Consider the following 18505-nt stretch of genomic DNA (forward strand, 5'->3'; position numbering starts at 1 on the left):
CAGTCGGAATCAGCTCAGCAGGTTTGCGAATCAGCCAAATGGGGTACTAGCCGGTTTTCAGCAATTCGCGGGCGTGGGCAATTACTTTTTTGCGGGTAAAGATCAGTTGCCAGCGGCGCCCGCCGGTCTGCCGCCAGAGCACCGCAGAGCGGATGCCGGCTAACAGCAACGCCCGTATTTTAGCGGCGTTTTCTTCCCGCTGCAGAATAGCTGGCGTGCCGCCGACTTGAATGCGCTGGCGGTAGGTGCTGATGGTGTCGGTATACACTGACGCCAGATTGCCAATCAGATTGCTGTGTACATAACCGAAATGGCTGGCAGTGTGACGCGCCTGCTCAATCCGGCTGCCCAGCACGGACATCATGTCGTTGCTGCTGTTGAGCTTGGACTCCAGTTGGATTAAATTCAGCACGTAGCGCAGTATTTCGATGTCGGTAGGCTTGCTTTGCTCGCTGAGCACACGAATCAACGTATTTAGCCCCAGGCTCAAGTCGCGCAGTTCTCCACCGTAAACGTCCAGCGTGGTCGCCGGGTCAGTGGCGAACAGTGAGCGTAGGCAGGTTTCCAGGTCGGTTGCGTCGCAAATGCCGTCATGGGCAATCTGGGTAACCAGATTCGCGGCCTGAAAAACGCCGGCCAGGGCCAGGGTTTGGTCGTGCAGTGTGCGGCTCATGACTGCACTCCTGACTTCAATCCGTTAGTTGACTCAGTGGTCAGGCGCGCTGGCAGTGATTCGCCATGGCGCCAGGTGTGTTCAATGACGCCGCCGCCCAGGCAAATCTCGCCATCGTAAAATACCACCGATTGGCCCGGCGTTACTGCGCGCTGGGCGTCGTCGAACACCACTTTGACGCCGCCATCGATGACGGTTACCTCGCACAGTTGATCGGGCTGGCGATAGCGGGTTTTGGCCATGCAGCGAAACTGCGCGCTCGGAGCCTCAGCAGCAACCCAGTCGACGGGGCCAGATACCAGGCCACGGGAAAACAGCAGCGGATGGTTTTTACCCTGAGCTGCAATCAATACGTTACGCGTCAGGTCTTTTTCCGCTACGTACCAGGGCTCATCGCTATAACCGTTCAATCCGCCAATACCAAGGCCTTGGCGTTGGCCAATGGTGTGGTACATCAGCCCCTGATGGCGGCCAATAACATGACCTTCCGGCGTTTCGATAGTGCCGGGCTGGGCCGGCAGGTACTGCTTCAGGAAGTCAGTGAACTTGCGCTCGCCAATAAAGCAGATACCGGTAGAGTCTTTTTTGTCGTGGGTAATAAACCCTTGCGCTTCGGCAATACGGCGCACTTCCGGCTTCTCAAGTTCGCCCACTGGAAACAGGGTGCGGGCAATACGATCGCCAGATACTGCATGCAGGAAATAGCTTTGATCTTTATTGCCGTCGAGGCCTTTGAGTAACTGAGCCCGGCCGGAACCGTCATCAAGCGGGCATTGGCGGGTGTAGTGTCCGGTGGCAATGTAGTCGGCGCCCAGTGTTATCGCGTAATCCAGAAAAGCGCGAAATTTCACCTCCTTGTTGCATAAAATGTCTGGGTTTGGGGTGCGTCCGGCTTTGTATTCGCTGAGAAAATGCTCGAATACCCGGTCCCAGTACTCCGCCGCAAAGCTGGCGGTATGTAGCTTTATATCGATGTGATCGGCCACCGCCTGAGCATCGGCCAGGTCGGTCATGGCGGTGCAGTATTCGGTGCCGTCGTCTTCATCCCAGTTCTTCATGAACAGGCCTTCTACCTGATAACCCTGTTCTTTCAGTAGCCAGGCGGCAACGGAGGAATCGACACCGCCAGACATGCCGACGATAACGCGGCTGGTGTTTGGGCTAGTGCCAGGGGCAGTATTTGCGGCTGTGTGGAACTCGGTCATAACGGCTCTGTGTCAGTAAAAGCGGATGATTTTATCAGCTTGCGGTCGTCACGTCTGTGGGTCGTGAATCAGATCCAGCGGCAAACGCCTACCACTTTGGTAATCTTCCATACACTGAAGTACCAGCGGGCTGCGCAGCTTATCACCCAGACCGGCTATTTGTTCCGGTGAGGGCGGTGGCCGCGGTTTGCTTTTGGTGTTTGCCGGCTGCCAGTGGGTTTACGATGCGGCGTTGCAGTCGTGGTTATATTTACGGTTGTTGAACTGAACTGGCCGGGTTCAAGTAAGTTAAGGCTCCAGTCACCAATGCGATAGCGGATCAGCCGTAGCGTAGGAAAACCCAGCGCCGCGGTCATGCGTCTTACCTGGCGATTACGGCCTTCACAGATGGTCAGTTCCAGCCAGCTGGTGGGGATGTTCTGGCGAAAACGTACAGGGGGATTGCGTGACCAAACCGCCGGTTCGTCCATGGTACGGGCAAGGGCCGGGCTCGTCAGGCCGTCTTTTAGTTGAACCCCCTGTGCCAGTTGGCGCAGGCCTTGCTCGCTAATCGTGCCTTCAACCTGCACCCAGTAAGTTTTTTCCATCTTACCCTGGGGCGAGGCGATGCGATGCTGTAGTTGGCCGTCTGAGGTCAGTAATAGCAGGCCTTCGGAGTCATAATCCAAGCGGCCGGCAGGGTATATGCCCGGCTGGTTGATCCAGTCAGCCAGGGTGGCTCGTCGGGGCTTGTCGGTTGACTGCCGTTCATCAGTAAACTGGCTGAGTACCTGGAACGGCTTGTTGAAAAGGATTAATTCGGCCATAGATAGTCTGTGTTGCTAGTAGGGCTAGACGCAGAGACTACCCCAGATACAGGATTTCGCAACCGTCCAGTACCCGTGGATGCACAGAAATTCGGCAGTTTTATCGTTCAGCCAGACGGGACGATGTGATTTGTTTGCAGCAGCGGAATAATGTCGACGGCGTGGACACCGTCATCCACCGGTTTTTTCTCGAAACTGACCGCCTGCCCGGCTTTCAGAGTTTTATAGCCATCCATTTGAATGGCCGAAAAATGAGCAAACAGGTCGTCGCTGCAGCCGTCTTCAATGATAAAACCGTAACCTTTGGCGTTGTTGAACCATTTCACTTTGCCGCTGGGCATGTTGAACTCCCCTGTACTTATGCTGTCAGTGATTATTATTGTTGAATTCCGGAGTTTGGTAACATTTTTTTACATTGCAATGAACTTTGGTTCAATACGGAGTTGCAGTCAACTGCTCGCTATAGAGGTTTTGGGTGGTTGAAGGCAGTCCGGAACCGGTATCATGTTCGTACTTATATAGGCAAAGGATCGCGGCTTGGTGTCCCACTGACAGGCATACTTAAGTCAGACGGAACATAAGCCTGCTTGAAAAAGCGGGGGCCAATACCCACATTACTAGCAAGGCACCGGCAACTTCGGTAAAGAATGATGCGTATGATTGAAAATTCTCAACTAATATGGAATCAGGGAGATGAAAGTGAGCCGGGTCGCCACGACCAGCTCAGTGTGGCGCTGGAAAAGCCAGCTCTGAAGCGGCCCGCGCGGTTCCGGGTGATTCTTTTAAACGACGACTACACTCCCATGGACTTTGTGGTGGAGGTGTTAACGACTTTCTTCGCGATGAATGAAGAAAAGGCAACACAGGTAATGCTTCTCGTCCATACGCAAGGCAAAGCTGTATGCGGCGTGTATTCCCGGGATATCGCAGAAACCAAAGCAGCCCAGGTGAATCAGTATTCGTCAGAATGTGATCACCCGCTGTTGTGCGAAATTGAACGTGCAGATTGATAGCAGTTGGAGTAGCCCATGCTGAGCAAAGATCTTGAACTTACATTGAATTCGGCCTTCAAGAATGCCCGTGACAAACGTCACGAATTCATGACAGTAGAGCATTTGCTGTTGGCCCTTTTGGACAACGATTCGGCAGTGGGAGTTCTGAAAGCGTGTGGCGCAGAGTTGGGCCAGCTGGAACAGGAACTGCTTGAATTTGTTGATTCCACAACGCCAATCATCCCGGATTCTGACGGCGATCGCGAAACCCAGCCAACCTTGGGCTTTCAGCGTGTGCTTCAGCGCGCGGTTTTCCACGTGCAGTCTTCCGGCAAAAAAGAGGTAACCGGCGCCAACGTGCTGGTGGCGATCTTCAGTGAGCAGGAAAGTCAGGCGGTTTACTTGCTGAAAAAGCAGAATGTAGCGCGCATTGACGTGGTCAATTTTGTTTCTCACGGCATTTCCCGAGTGCAGGGTGCGGAGGATCAAGAAGGCCGCGAGGCTGCTCAGGAAGAGAGCGGCGAGGAAGCGACGCAGTCTACACCCCTGGAAAATTACACCACCAACCTGAATGAACAAGCCCGCCTAGGGCGTATAGACCCGCTGATCGGGCGCGAACACGAAGTCGAGCGTGTGGTGCAGATTCTGGTGCGCCGTCGCAAAAACAATCCCTTGCTGGTCGGCGAAGCCGGCGTTGGTAAAACCGCCATCGCTGAAGGTCTGGCCAAGCGCATTGTAGATGCTCAGGTGCCGCAAGTGATCGCTGATGCGGTGGTTTACTCGCTGGATTTGGGAGCGCTGCTGGCAGGTACCAAGTACCGCGGTGATTTTGAAAAGCGTCTGAAAGGCCTGTTGTCGGATCTGAAAAAGCAGGAACACGCTATCTTGTTTATCGATGAAATCCACACCATTATTGGCGCCGGTTCGGCATCAGGTGGCGTGATGGATGCGTCGAACCTACTCAAACCCATGCTCAGCTCGGGTGAGCTGCGTTGCATTGGTTCGACCACCTATCAAGAATTTCGCGGTATATTCGAGAAGGATGCTGCCCTGGCTCGCAGGTTCCAGAAAATTGATGTTAACGAACCCAGCGTCGAAGACACGTATCTGATTCTGAAAGGTCTGAAGCCAAATTTCGAGAAACATCACGATTTAACCTACACCGATCAGGCCCTGCGCGTGGCTGCTGAGCTGTCTGAACGCTACATCAATGACAGGCACCTGCCTGACAAGGCCATAGATGTGATCGACGAGGCGGGTGCCCATCAGCGCCTGATGAGTGAAGACAAACGCAAGAAAGTGATCGACGTCGCAGAAATTGAGGAAGTCGTGGCCAATATTGCACGTATTCCACCCAAGAGCGTGTCCACCAGTGACAAAGATGTGCTGCGTAATATGGAGCGGGATCTGAAAATGGTGGTGTTCGGGCAAGACTTGGCCATCCAATCCTTGTCTACGGCTATTAAGCTCGCTCGCGCCGGGCTGAAATCACCTGAAAAACCGGAAGGTGCGTTTCTGTTTGCCGGCCCCACCGGTGTCGGTAAAACCGAAGTCACCAAGCAGTTGGCCAAGGTGTTGGGTATCGAGCTGGTGCGCTTTGATATGTCTGAGTATATGGAGCGCCATACTGTGTCGCGCCTGATTGGTGCGCCGCCGGGCTATGTCGGTTTTGACCAGGGCGGTCTGCTAACCGAAGCGGTGAACAAACATCCGCACTGCGTACTGCTGCTGGATGAAATTGAAAAGGCTCACCCAGAGGTGTTCAATCTGCTACTGCAGGTAATGGACCATGGCACGCTGACGGACAACAACGGCCGCAAAGCTGACTTCCGTCACGTAATTTTGGTGATGACCACCAACGCCGGCGCCGAAACCATGGCCCGTCGCTCCATTGGCTTCAGTGAGCAAAATCACCGCAGCGATGGTATGGAAATCATCAGCAAGACCTTCACGCCGGAATTCCGCAACCGTTTGGATGGCATCATTCAGTTTGCGGATCTGGAGCGCCAGACCATCACTCACGTGGTGGATAAGTTCCTCACCGAACTGCAGGCGCAGCTGGACGACAAACGCGTGGTATTGCACGTAGACGAGCCTTCCAAGCTGTGGTTAGCAGACAAAGGCTACGACGTGGCCATGGGTGCAAGGCCGATGTCACGGTTGATTCAGGACAAAATCAAGCGGCCCCTGGCTGAGCAGATCCTGTTTGGTCGATTGGCCGAGAAGGGCGGCGAAGTGTTTGTGCACCTCGAAAACGACGAACTGGTGTTCGAGTACGAGCCGGAACCCGCAGAAGCGGTTTGACCTGTTTGCTCAGCCTGGTCCACCTGGACCAGGCTGAGCAAGTGCCATTTTAATATCTCCCTTCTTTCCTTCTTCCCTTTTTTATTGCATTGATTGGTCTTCGATTTCGAGCGTTAAGGTCCCTGTCAGGTTGGCGTGTTTCGATGCATGTTATGCCAAACCGGCATGTCACCTGAACACGACAAGGAAATCTGCCATGAAGATTCGTTATATTGCCGCCGCTACCGCCGCTCTGCTGTTCACCGGAGCCGCTGTCGCTGGCCCCCAATGCACCGACGCCCCGCAATCCGAATGGATGTCTCAGGACACCATGAAACAGAACCTCGCCGATCAAGGCTACACGATCAAAAAGTTCAATGTTACCAGTGGCAACTGCTACGAGATCTACGGTATGGATAAGGGCGGCGTGAAGGTCGAGATCTATTTCAACCCGGTCAGTGGCGATGTGATCAAGGAAGAGCGCGATGACTGATACCCTGAAAGCGAGCACCGTGAGCCAGGATGGCCGTGTCAAGGTCTGGGATCTGGCGGTGCGAATCTTTCATTGGGGTCTGGTGGCGGCGTTTTTCGTGGCTTATTTCACTGCCGACGACTACCGGGACATCCACGAATGGTTGGGCTATGTGGTCTTGGGGTTGATAGCTTGCCGTTTGGTCTGGGGTGTGTTCGGCAGTCGTTATGCGCGTTTTAGTGATTTTGTGCCGAAGCCTAAGCGACTGACCGATTATATACGTCTTATGCTGAAGGGGCGGGAGCCACGCCATCTAGGTCATAATCCGGCAGCGGCGATCATGATCCTGTTTTTGTTGCTGGCGAACGGTGTGATTGGCATCAGCGGCTGGCTACTTACAACTGATTGGGGTTGGGGCAGCGGGATGCTCGAAAAAGTGCACGAGATATCAGTGAACATTACGCTTGTCGCAATCGCATTGCACGTGGGTGCGGCGATCTATGAGAGCTTCCATCACAAGGAAAACCTTATCCGTTCGATGTTCACTGGCTACAAACGGCGTTAGCCGCTTACGTCAATCAGCGATTTTGCAGAAGCAACCGAATTCTGGACACGGTGTGCGAAGCTCGCGGTGTCTATGAAACTTAAAAGCAGAGATATAAAGGCTATTCAGGGAGATGGCCTTTGGCAAATTAGTACACGGCGATACGCCAGTTTCGAGAAGTGCAAAAAGAAGAGCTCGCCAAGGCGAGCTCTTCTTTTATGACATTTTAAGGTACGCGGGTTACGACGATACTATTTACAAAAAGCTGACAGCGTGACCGCCAAACATTAACGCGCGCGGTAAACGATGCGGCCTTTGCTTAGGTCGTATGGGGTCAGTTCCACTTTGACTTTATCGCCGGTCAGAATGCGGATGTAGTTCTTGCGCATCTTTCCGGAGATGTGTGCGGTCACAACGTGGCCGTTGCTCAGCTCTACACGGAACATGGTGTTTGGTAGCGTATCAATAATAACGCCTTCCATTTCAATGACATCTGTCTTCGCCATTCAGTAAAAACCTCGTTTTGGAATACTTTCCGTAATTTTAAATTGCGTAATACTGCCTGATTTTGAGCCGTTTAGCAAAAGTCAGTTGCTATCGAGTGCTTGCCAGCGGTTATCCGTGAACTGCTCGATGGGTTTAAAGCGGCTTTTGTAGTTCATTTTGCGACATTCCAGAATCCAGTACCCCAGATACACATGGCTGAGCTGCTGGCGCCGGGCCTCTTCAATTTGCCAGAGTACCGCGAAGGTGCCCAGGCTGCGATGATCCAGGTCTGGTTCGAACACGGTATAGATGGCCGACAGGCCGTCGTCCAGACGGTCAACCGCCGCCAATCCGACGAGCTTACCGTGCAGGGTCATTTCGAGAAACCAGGAATCGGTCTGGCCTTCCACCAGAAACGCCATGAACTGCTCTCGTGATGGCGGGTACATGTCGCCGTCTTTGTGGCGCAGTTCAATGTAGCGGGCGTAAAGCCGGTACCATTGTTCCGAATAGGCTGCCGGCACCAGCGCACAGGCCAGATCACTATTCTTATTCCACACCCGGCGTTGGTTGCGGTCGGGGCTAAACTCTGCGACGGGTACCCTGACCGGAATGCAGGCCTGGCAGTTTTCACAGTGGGGGCGATAATAATGCGAGCCGCTGCGGCGAAAGCCAAGAGCTGTCAGCTGGCTGTAAAGCGTGCGGTTAACCTCTGCTTTAGGATCTACAAACATGGTGGTGGACTGGCGATCTGGCAGATAGCTGCAGTCGTGAGCGGGCGTTGCAAAGAACACCAGTGTTCTCAAATTGCTCATTCACCCTCCGGGCTCGGCCAGCGCCATTGAAACTGCCAATCTTCCACCGCCGGTGGTTGTTTTGTATAGCGGCCAAGCAGGACCAGAAATTCCGTTCGCGGTAATGTTTGTGCGCCCATGCTCAACAGGTGATCGCTGGCTACCTGGCAGTCAATGATCCGGTATCCCCACTGCCGCAGCTGGTTGGCAAGGTGCACCATTAATACCTTGGACGCGTTGGTTTCCAGCGAGAACATAGACTCGCCAAAAAAACAGCTGCCCAGCGCTATACCGTACATGCCTCCCGCCAATTCGCCGTGCGGGTTCCAGGCTTCAATAGAGTGGGCAACGCCCTCTCGGTGCAGCTTGTTGTAGGCCTGAAGCATGTTTTCGGTAATCCAGGTGCCCTCAGCACGGGTAGATCCACACAGGCGCATAATCCGGCTGAAGGCTCGGTCTGCGGTTACCGAGAAATAGTCTTTGTTGAGGCTCCGGCGCAGGCTGCGTGAAACGTGGATATTTTCCGGAAAAATGACGCAGCGCGGATCGGGTGACCACCAGAGTATGGGCTGGTCATCGCTGTACCAGGGGAAAATACCGTTTTCATAGGCCAGCACCAGGCGCTTGCTGCTCAGATCGCCGCCGGCAGCCAGCAGGCCGTCGGGTTCCACCAGCGCGCTCTCGGGCGAGGGGAACCACAGCGCATGTTCAGGCAACCAGGGCAAAGACGTCATAGTGTGTTCACTGTTCAGCTCGGCTTTGTTGGTTTAGCTTAGCTCAGTTGGTCCAAATAGCGCTCGGCGTCCAGCGCCGCCATACAACCAAAACCGGACGAAGTCACTGCTTGGCGATACACGTGATCGGCAACATCACCGGCGGCAAACACGCCGGGCACGGTTGTCTGGGTCGCCATTCCGTCCAATCCGGAGCGGATGTGCAGGTAACCATTTGTCATTTCCAGCTGGCCTTCGAACAGGCTGGTGTTGGGTTTGTGGCCAATGGCGATAAACACGCCGGAAAGCTCCATGTCCTGCTTGGAGTCGTCTTTCATGCTGCGGATGCGCATACCGGTTACGCCGGTGCCGTCACCCAGCACTTCGTCCAAGGTGTGATCCCAGATGATTCGCACATTGCCGTTGGCAGCTTTCTCAAACAATTTGTCCTGCAGAATTTTCTCTGCACGCAGGCTGTCGCGGCGGTGCACCAGCGTCACTTCGGCGGCGATGTTGGACAGGTACAGGGCTTCTTCAACGGCAGTGTTGCCGCCGCCGATAACCGCTACTTTCTGGTTGCGATAGAAAAAGCCGTCACAGGTTGCACAGGCCGACACACCCTGGCCCTTGAATTTTTCTTCCGACTCAAGCCCGAGATACATGGCCGAGGCGCCGGTGGAAATGATCAGCGCATCGCAGGTGTGCTCGCCGCTGTCGCCCTTCAGGCGAAACGGACGCTGGTTCAAATCGACTTCATTAACCGTGTCATAAATGATTTTAGTTTCAAAGCGTTCCGCATGTTTCAACATACGTTGCATTAATTCTGGCCCTTGCACGCCATCGTTGTCACCGGGCCAATTATCGACGTCTGTGGTGGTGGTCAGCTGGCCACCCACTTCAATACCGGTGATCAATGTTGGCTTCAGGTTGGCGCGGGCTGCGTAAACGGCAGCGGTATAGCCGGCAGGGCCGGAACCTAGAATAATCAGGCGGGAGTGTGTGCTGGTGCTCATGCTGTTCTCACTTAATACGAGTGTATTCACTGTGTCCGCAGCTCGTTATGGCAGCGGCACGAAATTTAAAAAGTTTAGAACGTTTAGAAAATTTAGAAAGTTCAATAGGAAGATACAAAGGCTATCATGAATAGCCGGTGTGCTTGCCAGTTGTTTTGGCCAATTCTACCGATACGCCTGCTCTATGGGTTCAGTCGCCAAGCACCGATACGCCGGCCAGCAAGCGCTGCACCCGCTCCCGACTTTTGCCGCTTTCGCCCTGTTCCAGGCGATGCTCTGCCACCGCCGCAAACACCGCCTGTACGTCGTCTGGTAACACGTGTTCACGGCCCTGCATCAGCGCCCAGGCTTTCGCTGCGCGCAGCAGGCCCAAACCGGCCCGCGGCGACAGGCCGTAAAGCAGGCCCGGAATGTTGCGGCTGGCTTCCAGCAAGCGTTGTACGTAATCCAGCAGCGCCGGGCTGGTGTTAACCCGCAGCACCGTTTGTTGAATGCGCTCCAATTGTTCTTCAGCTAACAGGGTGGGCAGGCGCTGGGTCAGGCTGCGGCGGTCTTCGCCTTCCAGTAATTGACGTTCTGCCTGGGGGTCAGGGTAGCCGAGATGCAGGCGCATCAAAAACCGGTCTAACTGGCTTTCTGGCAGCGCAAAGGTACCGCCTTGTTCGATGGGGTTTTGGGTGGCAATCACAAAAAATGGATGGGGAAGGGGGCGGGTTTCGCCTTCAATCGACACCTGCCGTTCTTCCATTGCCTCCAGCAGAGCGCTCTGGGTACGCGGCGATGCGCGGTTTATTTCGTCGGCCAGAATCAGCTGGGCAAAAATCGGCCCTGGATGAAAAACAAGGCTGCCGGCAGCCTTGTCGTAAATCGAATAGCCCAGCACGTCCGCCGGCAACAAATCGTTGGTAAATTGAATGCGTTGATAGCGCAGGCCTATTATGTGTGCCAGAGCGTGGGCAAGCGTGGTTTTACCCATGCCGGGAATGTCTTCAATCAGCAAATGCCCGCCGGCGAACAGGCTGCAAAGCGCCAGGCGCACTTGCCGGTCTTTGCCCAGCAAAATGCCATTGAGTTGGTCGACAATCTGATTTATCGCTTTGTGCATATTTTGATCAATCTCTTGCCCGTTTGAAATGTCTGCGTAAAAGGCAATACGCCGGTTGCTCAGGAAAGAACAGTTGCGGCGCTATCTGGTTATTACGCCCGCAGGCAATTGCATCGTCACGCAGTGCAGGCTGCCACCTTGCTGAAGCAGCGGGCGACAGGGTATGGCTATGATTTCGCGGTCTGGGAACAGATTCTGCAATGTGGCAATCGCTGCGGCATCTTGTGGTACATCGTATACCGGCAGCAACACCGCGCCGTTGATGATCAGAAAGTTGGCGTAAGTGGCCGGCAGGCGCTGGCCTTTTTCATCAAGGATAGCGTCTGGCCAGGGCAGGGGCGTCAGACGGTAAGGCGCACCATTGGCTTGGCGGAATTCGCGCAGGCCTTCGGCCATGGCGCTAAGAGCGCCGTAGTGCTCGTCGCTTTCATCAGGGCAGGCGACATAACAGATGTGGTCGGGTGCGCAAAACCGCGCCAGAGTATCTATATGGCTGTCGGTATCGTCGCCGGCCAGGTAACCGTGATTAACCCAGAGCACCCGGCGAATGCCCAGCAACTGGCCAAAAAGTTTCTCCATGGCGCTGCGGCTGTAATCGGGGTTGCGGCTGGGGCTTAGCAGGCATTCGCTGGTGGTCAGCAGAGTGCCTTCGCCATCGGTGTCGATGGCGCCGCCTTCCAGGATGAATTCGACGCTTTTCAAGGTGCTGCCGTCAAACGCACCGGCCGTGAGCAGCCTGTTGTTCAGGGCGTTGTCTTTGTCCCACGAAAACTTATTGCCCCATGCGTTAAAACCGAAATCGACCAGCCTCGAGCCTTGGTGAGTGAACACCGTTAAAGGGCCGTGGTCGCGTGCCCAGCTGTGGTCTGACGGCGCAATCAGAACCCGAGCGCGGAATGCCACGCCAGAGGTTTCTATATACTGGTTTAGCTGTTCCTGCAGTCGCTGCGCCTGCTCTGGGTCTTCGCAGCTGATCAATGCGGATTCGAAGCGCAAAACCGCGCGCGCAATCGCCATAAATACCGGCTCTGTCTGTGCCAGACTGCTGGCCCATGCGCTTTTCCGATGGGGCCAGGTCAGCATCACCGCACTCTGCGGCGCCCACTCTGCGGGTAATAACGGCTTCGATTTCACTGGGCCAGTACCTTTTTCCTATTGAAAAAAACCATTCTAACGGACAGGCGCCGGCACGTCAGGATCTACTGGCGAAACTTTGCGGCCTTTTCTGTGTCTGTGTCAGGGCGTGTGCTTTATAACCGCGCGAATAACCCGATCGCTCTCGAAATACACCACAAAAGCCGGGTAGTGCCACTGGCTGATGGGCGGCTGGCCTACCGGGCCGCGGGTAGATTCGGGTGAGCCCCAGCGCTCGCGCACGCGCTCGGCCTTCATACCGGTTTGTGGCAATGAGTTGGCATCGCGGTCGCCCTGTTGGCCAAGTGGAACAACCAGTTCCTGAGTGCTGGCAGGCATCACCGACAAGGTCGCCGCCAGAACGGCGGACAACAGGCCGGCTCGCAGCAATGAGCGCCAAAAGCGATGGGTCTTCATAGTCAGGGTGACTCCGCAGGAGAAATGGATAAAACGTAATTTAGTCTGCGCTTTGGTCATTCGCCTCGGCAGTTCCGGCATTCGGTTGCTGGCGCTGGCGAATTTGCCAGCGCATGATATGGCGCGCCAGTTGTTGACGATCACTGTCTTCCAAGCGCACAAAGCGGGTGTGAATCCGTGTGCCGCCGCAGTCTTCGGTGTTAACGCCGACTACTTCGCCAACGGCTCGGGGCTGAAACAGTTCCGGCGGCAGAGTCAGGCGTATGGCAATATGGTCGCCCACCTGCAAGCTGTCATCGTTGCTAACAAAGGCAACGCCACCCTCGCTGAGCGTGGCTTGGTGCCAATGCTCCGGTTGCAACGGATTTTGCTCAAAGGCCATAATGCGCGCCAGAATATCCAGCTTGGAGTTGAACGCTTTTAACAGGCTTTGCAGCGCCCGGTCGCGCTCGCTTAAGCCGGCAAGTTGGGTTTTAATGTCTTGGTCAAGGCGTCTGAATTCGGCCTGTAAGCTGGTGAACGGGGTATTTCCGAAGGCACTGAAATCGTCTTGGGTACTGGTGGGCAGTTTGTGTACCTCCAATCCAATCCGGTCGTTGATTCTAAAGTAATCCCGCCGTTCGCGTTGTGTCTTCGCATTGGCGCTGTCATCGTTGCGCTGGGTCATTAGGACTCCGATACGGATGTTCATTTGTAGGGTGAAGTTTAGCAGTTCCCGGCGAGGCATTAACACGACCGGGTTCAATCAATCACGAATTAGTCGCAGCCAGCAGCAGGCAAGGCTTTATGTTTAAACCTTTATCATTTTATATCGGCTTGCGCTATACCGCTGCCAAACGCCGCAATCACTTTATTTCGTTTATTTCACTCACCTCTATGATCGGCTTGATGCTGGGCGTTGCGGTGCTGATTATCGTGTTGTCAGTCATGAACGGTTTCGATCGCGAGCTAAAACAGCGCATTCTGGGTATGGTGCCCCACGCTATTATCGAGGGCGCTGGCCCGCTTGAAAACTGGGAAGCGGTAGACGCAGCAGTCGAGAAACACCCGCGAGTGTTGGCGGCGGCGCCGTTTATTCAGGGCCAGGCCATGGTCACCGGCGGCGGAGTGGTGCGCGGCGTGCTGTTGAACGGCATTTTGCCAGACCAGGAGCGAACCGTATCGATTATTGAAGACCACATGGAGCAGGGCAGCCTGGACGATCTGAAGTCTGGCGAATTCGGCATCATTATCGGGCGCTTTTTGGCGTCCAGCCTGCGCCTGCAGCTGGGTGACAAAATAACCGTGGTGCTGCCTGAGGCGTCGGTAACGCCGGCTGGCGTATTGCCGCGATTGAAGCGCTTTACCGTAAAGGGCGTGTTCAGCGTGGGTGCCGAACTAGACGGCAGTTACACTCTGATTCACATGGACGACGCCGCCAAACTGATGCGCACAGACGGTAAAGCCCAGGGTATCCGTTTGTTGGTAGACGACCTGTTCGCCGCGCCGCGGGTGGCAGAGCAGGCGGCGCAGCTGCTTACCGGGCGCTATTACGTATCCGACTGGACCCGCACCCACGGCAATCTATTCCAGGCTATACGAATGGAAAAAACCATGATTGGCCTGTTGCTGATGTTCATTGTGGCGGTGGCGGCATTCAATATTGTGTCCACTCTTGTCATGGTGGTCACCGACAAAACCGCAGACATTGCCATTTTACGCACCATGGGCGCGACACCCGCGCGTATCATGCGCATCTTTATTGTGCAGGGCGCGGTCATCGGCGTTTTCGGAACCCTGGTGGGCACTGTGCTTGGTATTCTGGGTGCACTCAACATCAGCGCGTTCATCAGTTGGCTGGAGGGCGCACTGGGCCATCAGTTCCTCAGTGCCGACGTCTATTTTATCAGTTACTTGCCGTCCCAGCTGCTGTGGGAAGACGTCATGATCATCAGCGGTAGTGGCCTGGCCATGAGTCTGCTGGCCACTATTTACCCGGCCTGGCGTGCGTCTCGTATCGACCCGGCAGACGCGCTTAGATATGAATAGAGCCAACCTATGAGCAAAAGTATAAAAGACGTAACGACCAACACCGCGAACTGGGTTATTGATTGCAATCAAGTGACCCGCACCTATAGCCAGGGCCCGGAAAAGCTGACGATTTTTTCCGACATCTCGTTGCAAGTCACCGCCGGTGAAACAATCGCCATTGTCGGTAGCAGCGGCTCCGGAAAAACCACGCTGTTGAACTTGCTAGGCGGGCTAGACCGCCCGTCAACGGGCCATATCGAAATTTGCGGTAAGGAAATTTACAAACTGTCAGAAGCTGCGCGGGCGCGCTTTCGCAACAAGCATCTTGGGTTTGTGTACCAGTTTCACCATTTGTTGCCGGAGTTCTCTGCGCTTGAGAACGTGATGATGCCCTGCGTGTTGGGCGGTATCAGCGTGGCGTTAGCGCGCAAGAAGGCCGCTGTTCTGCTGAACAGTGTGGGGTTGGGCGCACGCCTGGAACACAAGCCGGGCGAGCTGTCTGGCGGTGAGCGTCAACGCGTGGCCATAGCCCGGGCCCTGGTGAACGAGCCCGACTGTGTTTTGATGGACGAACCCACCGGTAATCTTGATGAACACACCGGTGCCGGTGTGCGCGCATTGATCGAATCGCTGCGTGACCAGTTTGGCATGGCGTTTGTGATGGTGACCCACGATATGTCGATGGCACGAAGTCTGGGGCGAGTGATGCGGCTGGAGCAGGGGCGTTTGGTGCACGAAGGTTAGTGGCGGCGTTGCCCCCGACGCAGACGCCAGTTGGCGCGGACTCTTCTGCGCCATAACAACTGAATGATCAAATAAGCGAAACAGGCAGACACCGTCGCCACAACCAGCGAGCCCAGATAAAGCGGTATGCCAATATCCAACAGACGTTCACTGATCCACGCCAGTGACGGCGAGAATTCAAAATCCAGCAGTGGCCTGTTCAGCATCCAGGCCCCCAGCTTGTAGTTGAAGTAGAAAATCGGGGGCATGGTAATCGGGTTGCTGATCCACACTAGTGCCACCGCCAGCGGCAGGTTGGCGTTGAACCAAACCGCGAACAGCGCCGATGCAAACATCTGGAAAGGCATCGGAATAAAGCAGAACCACACGCCTATCAAAAACGCACGGGCCACACTGTGGCGGTTAATATGCCACAGATTGGGTTCCTGTATAATATCGCCTAGAAAACTCAGCGATTTCATTTGCCTCACCTTTTCCGGAGACGGCAAATAGCGTTTCATGAACCTCTTCGGCATAAGAAGTTGTTCTGCCTATAGACGTGTAAACGACCGGTGTTAAGGACAGTGCCGGTGCCATAATTCAGGAGGACAAGGAATGTCCGGCGATTTTTTCAGTGGCAGCTCAAACCGCTCGCTGTCTCGCAGCCTGCGAGGCCTTGTTGTCGGGCCTTTGCTAATCGCGTTCTGTTGCGGCGTTATCTTACTGTATCGGTTGTCGGTGTTGCCAGCATGGCAATTGCTGTTTGCAGCTATGGCTGGTTGCGGCGTGCTGGCGCTGTTGCTTCCTGACCGCTGGGGCCGCACGGCTTTTATTCTACTTGCGGCGTTGTTAGCGGGCACCGCCTGGGCTTCATGGCACTCCAGTCAGCGCCTGCATGAGCGCCTGCCGGCGGCATGGGAAAGGGTGCCGTTGGAGGTGTCCGGTTATGTCTGCAGTCTTCCCGCTCGGGGCAGTTTTAACAGTTTAAAGTTCGATTTCTGCCTAGTGGAAAACGCTTACCAACATAGCGTGCAAGCGCCATCACCGGCGCACCCTTTACCCTCCCGCTTACGCCTGGCCTGGTACGGCGACCATCCAGACCAGTTACCCGGTCACACCCTGACGATAACGGTTGTGCTTAAACGCCCCCACGGTGGCTTGAACCTGACCGGTTTCCGCTATGAAGACTGGCTGTTCCGTCACGGTTACCGTGCCACCGGAAGTGTGCGCACGGTGGTGCCGGATGCCAGCATTGAATGCGGCCTGCACTGCCGTTACCGTTACCAGCACCGGCGCCTGCTGAACTGGGTGACGGCAAAGTTTGGCGAAGCCACGCATTTCCCGTTGTTGGCGTCTTTGCTAATTGGCTATCGCGGCGCCATGACCCCCGCCCATTGGGACACTCTGAAAGCCACCGGCACCATTCACCTGGTGGCGATTTCGGGTCTGCATCTGGGCCTAGTGGCTCTGGGCATTGGATGTGTGGCGCGTCGGTGTGCGGTGCGAGTACCCGAATCCATTCTGTCTGAACGTGCCAGGCGGCGCCTGGTGTTTGGCGTGGTGATGATTGGCTGCCTGGCCTACGCGTTGATGTCCGGCTTTACCGTGCCCACCCGGCGCGCGCTGTTAATGATCGCTGTACTGGGCTGGTCGCTGCTGCAAGGCTGGCACATACCGCCCTGGCGCAGCCTGCTGCTGGCGCTGACAGTGGTGTTGATTGCCGATCCGTTTTCGCCGCTGGACGCTGGCTTCTGGCTGTCATTTTGTGCGGTGGCGGTTTTGATACTGGTGTTCTCCGGGCGCCTTGGCGCGGTTCAGGGCGTGCTGGCGCTGGTGCTGGCGCAGACTGCCATGTTCGCCGGATTATGGCCGGGGCTGCTGTTACTGGGCCAGAATCAGCCGCTGGCGGGGTTTGTGGCCAATCTGTTTGCCATTCCGTGGGTGTCGATGGTGGTTATGCCGCTGCTGTTGTGCGGCGCCTTGCTAGTGGCGCTTGTACCCGCCAGCAGCGTGTGGGTGACGCTGCTTCTGGACACCGTGTTGGGGGTTTTATGGCAAGGATTGCAGTGGCTTGCGGGCTGGAACAGCCCGACAATTCAGCTGGGTGTGGCCGCTGCCATCGGGTTGGCGGCGGTCGTGCTGTTGGCTTTGTGGTATCCGCAGCGGGGCTTTCGTCTGGCGCTGGCGGTGTGCTTGGGGCTTTGGTTAGTGTCGCACGTGTGGTTTCAGGCGCCGGTGGATAACCGCCCCGTACCTATGCCGCAGGTGATCGTATGGGATGTGGGCCAGGGCCTGTCGGTTCTGGTGCGTCATCAAAAGCAGGCATTGCTCTACGACACCGGTCCAGCCATTCCCGGTGTGTTCTCGGCGGTAGAGTCGGTGATACTTCCCAACCTTCGGGCGCTGGGGGTGCAGCGCTTGGATACGCTGGTGGTGAGCCATGCCGATGGCGACCACAGCGGTGGTCTGGAGCAGCTTGTCACCGAATTGCCGTTAGCGCGCTTGATCGGCGGCGAAGCGGCCGAAACAGCCGGTCGCCTGGGGCAGGCCGGGCTGGTCAGAAAAGTGACAGACTGCAGGCGGCAAACCCTGATGCTGGGGCGACTGGAGCTGAATTTCTGGCGCTCAGATCGCGCCAAAGAGGGTAACGGGGCGTCCTGCGTGCTACGCATTCGTGACCCAGACTCGGCGACCGAGTGGCTATTAACCGGTGATATTACCGTCAGGGAAGAAGCCGAATACTTGAGCTATCTAAATGATCAGTCTGCGCAAAAAACGCAAAAGGCGCGTAACGCCATTAATCGAGTGCTGTTGGCGCCCCACCACGGCAGCAAAACGTCGTCGTCCGACGTTCTAATTCAGGCTCTATCGCCCGATACCGTTATTTACACCGCCGGTTACCGCCATCGTTACGGCCACCCGCACCCGCAGGTTACCCGCCGTTATGAATTGGCCGGTAGCCATCAGATCAATACCGCTTGCGCTGGAGCCGTGATTATGGGGGTAAAATCTGACGGGCTGGTAATCCGTCAGGTGCAACAAAGCGCGCCATTTTGGATCAGTGGCCCCGGTCTGGCACGCGCGCGGTGTCTGGAACGGTTGCGCAACGTCACACAATAGTCGCTATGCAAAAAA

Annotated in this window: 20 protein-coding genes and 1 pseudogene; 7 read left to right on the top strand and 14 right to left on the bottom strand. The window is 55.6% G+C overall.

Annotated features, from left to right (window positions below; genetic code table 11):
* Nucleotides 1-46: 46 nt before the first annotated feature.
* The 5 genes and pseudogenes from hflD to MIH18_RS21845 form a co-directional block, all read right to left on the bottom strand.
* Nucleotides 47-673, bottom strand: coding sequence for a high frequency lysogenization protein HflD (gene hflD / locus MIH18_RS21825; protein ID WP_249005218.1), 627 nt, complete (start codon nucleotides 671-673; stop codon nucleotides 47-49).
* A complete protein-coding gene (gene mnmA, locus MIH18_RS21830; protein ID WP_249005217.1) occupies nucleotides 670-1878 on the bottom strand; it encodes a tRNA 2-thiouridine(34) synthase MnmA in 1209 nt (402 codons plus the stop codon). Before mnmA ends, hflD begins: the two co-directional genes overlap by 4 nt.
* 48 nt (nucleotides 1879-1926) lie before the next feature.
* Nucleotides 1927-2049, bottom strand: a pseudogene (locus MIH18_RS21835) (NUDIX hydrolase); the annotation flags it as partial.
* Nucleotides 2034-2684 carry a pseudouridine synthase gene (locus tag MIH18_RS21840; protein WP_249005216.1) on the bottom strand — a complete coding sequence of 217 codons (651 nt, stop codon included), beginning with the start codon at nucleotides 2682-2684 and terminating at the stop codon, nucleotides 2034-2036. The pseudogene MIH18_RS21835 and the gene MIH18_RS21840, both read right to left, overlap by 16 nt.
* Before the next feature lie 107 nt (nucleotides 2685-2791).
* A complete protein-coding gene (locus MIH18_RS21845; protein ID WP_249005215.1) occupies nucleotides 2792-3025 on the bottom strand; it encodes a cold shock domain-containing protein in 234 nt (77 codons plus the stop codon).
* Between the two features lie 309 nt (nucleotides 3026-3334).
* Here MIH18_RS21845 and clpS point away from each other — a divergent pair, with 309 nt between their 5' ends.
* The 4 genes from clpS to MIH18_RS21865 all read left to right on the top strand — a co-directional run bounded on the left by clpS (nucleotide 3335) and on the right by MIH18_RS21865 (nucleotide 6996).
* A complete protein-coding gene (clpS, locus tag MIH18_RS21850; protein WP_249014663.1) occupies nucleotides 3335-3694 on the top strand; it encodes an ATP-dependent Clp protease adapter ClpS in 360 nt (119 codons plus the stop codon).
* Between the two features lie 18 nt (nucleotides 3695-3712).
* On the top strand, nucleotides 3713-5980 hold the full coding sequence (gene clpA, locus MIH18_RS21855) for an ATP-dependent Clp protease ATP-binding subunit ClpA (protein WP_249005214.1): 2268 nt from the start codon (nucleotides 3713-3715) through the stop codon (nucleotides 5978-5980).
* 196 nt (nucleotides 5981-6176) lie between these two features.
* Nucleotides 6177-6452 (top strand): PepSY domain-containing protein, encoded by a 276-nt coding sequence (locus tag MIH18_RS21860; RefSeq protein ID WP_249013475.1) that lies wholly within the window; start codon nucleotides 6177-6179, stop codon nucleotides 6450-6452.
* Nucleotides 6445-6996: a cytochrome b/b6 domain-containing protein gene (locus MIH18_RS21865; protein WP_249013476.1), complete on the top strand. Its 552-nt coding sequence runs from the start codon at nucleotides 6445-6447 to the stop codon at nucleotides 6994-6996. Before MIH18_RS21860 ends, MIH18_RS21865 begins: the two co-directional genes overlap by 8 nt.
* 266 nt (nucleotides 6997-7262) lie before the next feature.
* Here MIH18_RS21865 and infA read toward each other — a convergent pair whose 3' ends face one another.
* The 8 genes from infA to MIH18_RS21905 form a co-directional block, all read right to left on the bottom strand.
* Nucleotides 7263-7481 carry a translation initiation factor IF-1 gene (gene infA / locus MIH18_RS21870; protein WP_007350942.1) on the bottom strand — a complete coding sequence of 73 codons (219 nt, stop codon included), beginning with the start codon at nucleotides 7479-7481 and terminating at the stop codon, nucleotides 7263-7265.
* An 81-nt stretch (nucleotides 7482-7562) separates the two neighbouring features.
* Entirely contained in the window at nucleotides 7563-8276 is a 714-nt protein-coding gene (locus tag MIH18_RS21875) for an arginyltransferase (protein ID WP_249013477.1), read from the bottom strand.
* Complete coding sequence (gene aat / locus MIH18_RS21880; RefSeq protein WP_249013478.1) at nucleotides 8273-8989, bottom strand: leucyl/phenylalanyl-tRNA--protein transferase; 717 nt, start codon at nucleotides 8987-8989, stop codon at nucleotides 8273-8275. Before aat ends, MIH18_RS21875 begins: the two co-directional genes overlap by 4 nt.
* Nucleotides 8990-9027: 38 nt before the next feature.
* Nucleotides 9028-9981: a thioredoxin-disulfide reductase gene (trxB, locus tag MIH18_RS21885; RefSeq protein ID WP_249013479.1), complete on the bottom strand. Its 954-nt coding sequence runs from the start codon at nucleotides 9979-9981 to the stop codon at nucleotides 9028-9030.
* Nucleotides 9982-10171: 190 nt separating this feature from the next.
* The gene (locus MIH18_RS21890) at nucleotides 10172-11086 is read right to left on the bottom strand and encodes an AAA family ATPase (protein ID WP_249005208.1); all 915 of its coding nucleotides are present in this window, start codon (nucleotides 11084-11086) and stop codon (nucleotides 10172-10174) included.
* A gap of 81 nt (nucleotides 11087-11167) precedes the next feature.
* On the bottom strand, nucleotides 11168-12220 hold the full coding sequence (locus MIH18_RS21895; protein WP_283164801.1) for an agmatine deiminase family protein: 1053 nt from the start codon (nucleotides 12218-12220) through the stop codon (nucleotides 11168-11170).
* Nucleotides 12221-12322: 102 nt separating this feature from the next.
* Complete coding sequence (locus MIH18_RS21900; protein WP_249005207.1) at nucleotides 12323-12637, bottom strand: hypothetical protein; 315 nt, start codon at nucleotides 12635-12637, stop codon at nucleotides 12323-12325.
* Between the two features lie 40 nt (nucleotides 12638-12677).
* Nucleotides 12678-13304, bottom strand: coding sequence for a PilZ domain-containing protein (locus MIH18_RS21905; RefSeq protein ID WP_249005206.1), 627 nt, complete (start codon nucleotides 13302-13304; stop codon nucleotides 12678-12680).
* 119 nt (nucleotides 13305-13423) lie between these two features.
* Here MIH18_RS21905 and MIH18_RS21910 point away from each other — a divergent pair, with 119 nt between their 5' ends.
* Nucleotides 13424-14665, top strand: coding sequence for a lipoprotein-releasing ABC transporter permease subunit (locus MIH18_RS21910; protein WP_249005205.1), 1242 nt, complete (start codon nucleotides 13424-13426; stop codon nucleotides 14663-14665).
* 9 nt (nucleotides 14666-14674) lie between these two features.
* Entirely contained in the window at nucleotides 14675-15391 is a 717-nt protein-coding gene (locus MIH18_RS21915) for an ABC transporter ATP-binding protein (protein ID WP_249005204.1), read from the top strand.
* Here the strand turns inward: MIH18_RS21915 and MIH18_RS21920 are convergent.
* Complete coding sequence (locus tag MIH18_RS21920; protein WP_249005203.1) at nucleotides 15388-15906, bottom strand: DUF2062 domain-containing protein; 519 nt, start codon at nucleotides 15904-15906, stop codon at nucleotides 15388-15390. The two genes, MIH18_RS21915 and MIH18_RS21920, sit on opposite strands and share 4 nt — an antisense overlap.
* A 79-nt stretch (nucleotides 15907-15985) precedes the next feature.
* On the opposite strand from MIH18_RS21920, the gene MIH18_RS21925 reads away from it, so the two are divergent.
* Complete coding sequence (locus MIH18_RS21925; protein ID WP_249013480.1) at nucleotides 15986-18490, top strand: DNA internalization-related competence protein ComEC/Rec2; 2505 nt, start codon at nucleotides 15986-15988, stop codon at nucleotides 18488-18490.
* The last annotated feature ends 15 nt before the right edge of the window (nucleotides 18491-18505 follow it).

Source organism: Marinobacter sp. M3C, assembly GCF_023311895.1.
Lineage (GTDB): Bacteria > Pseudomonadota > Gammaproteobacteria > Pseudomonadales > Oleiphilaceae > Marinobacter.

Coding starts and splice junctions, on each gene's coding strand:
- clpS (WP_249014663.1), top strand. CDS start 3,335: ATGCGTATGATTGAAAATTCTCAACTAATATGGAATCAGGGAGATGAA.
- MIH18_RS21900 (WP_249005207.1), bottom strand. CDS start 12,637: ATGAAGACCCATCGCTTTTGGCGCTCATTGCTGCGAGCCGGCCTGTTG.
- MIH18_RS21915 (WP_249005204.1), top strand. CDS start 14,675: ATGAGCAAAAGTATAAAAGACGTAACGACCAACACCGCGAACTGGGTT.
- hflD (WP_249005218.1), bottom strand. CDS start 673: ATGAGCCGCACACTGCACGACCAAACCCTGGCCCTGGCCGGCGTTTTT.
- infA (WP_007350942.1), bottom strand. CDS start 7,481: ATGGCGAAGACAGATGTCATTGAAATGGAAGGCGTTATTATTGATACG.
- MIH18_RS21875 (WP_249013477.1), bottom strand. CDS start 8,276: ATGAGCAATTTGAGAACACTGGTGTTCTTTGCAACGCCCGCTCACGAC.
- mnmA (WP_249005217.1), bottom strand. CDS start 1,878: ATGACCGAGTTCCACACAGCCGCAAATACTGCCCCTGGCACTAGCCCA.
- clpA (WP_249005214.1), top strand. CDS start 3,713: ATGCTGAGCAAAGATCTTGAACTTACATTGAATTCGGCCTTCAAGAAT.
- MIH18_RS21890 (WP_249005208.1), bottom strand. CDS start 11,086: ATGCACAAAGCGATAAATCAGATTGTCGACCAACTCAATGGCATTTTG.
- MIH18_RS21840 (WP_249005216.1), bottom strand. CDS start 2,684: ATGGCCGAATTAATCCTTTTCAACAAGCCGTTCCAGGTACTCAGCCAG.
- MIH18_RS21860 (WP_249013475.1), top strand. CDS start 6,177: ATGAAGATTCGTTATATTGCCGCCGCTACCGCCGCTCTGCTGTTCACC.
- MIH18_RS21920 (WP_249005203.1), bottom strand. CDS start 15,906: ATGCCGAAGAGGTTCATGAAACGCTATTTGCCGTCTCCGGAAAAGGTG.
- MIH18_RS21905 (WP_249005206.1), bottom strand. CDS start 13,304: ATGACCCAGCGCAACGATGACAGCGCCAATGCGAAGACACAACGCGAA.
- MIH18_RS21910 (WP_249005205.1), top strand. CDS start 13,424: ATGTTTAAACCTTTATCATTTTATATCGGCTTGCGCTATACCGCTGCC.
- aat (WP_249013478.1), bottom strand. CDS start 8,989: ATGACGTCTTTGCCCTGGTTGCCTGAACATGCGCTGTGGTTCCCCTCG.
- MIH18_RS21865 (WP_249013476.1), top strand. CDS start 6,445: ATGACTGATACCCTGAAAGCGAGCACCGTGAGCCAGGATGGCCGTGTC.
- trxB (WP_249013479.1), bottom strand. CDS start 9,981: ATGAGCACCAGCACACACTCCCGCCTGATTATTCTAGGTTCCGGCCCT.
- MIH18_RS21845 (WP_249005215.1), bottom strand. CDS start 3,025: ATGCCCAGCGGCAAAGTGAAATGGTTCAACAACGCCAAAGGTTACGGT.
- MIH18_RS21925 (WP_249013480.1), top strand. CDS start 15,986: ATGTCCGGCGATTTTTTCAGTGGCAGCTCAAACCGCTCGCTGTCTCGC.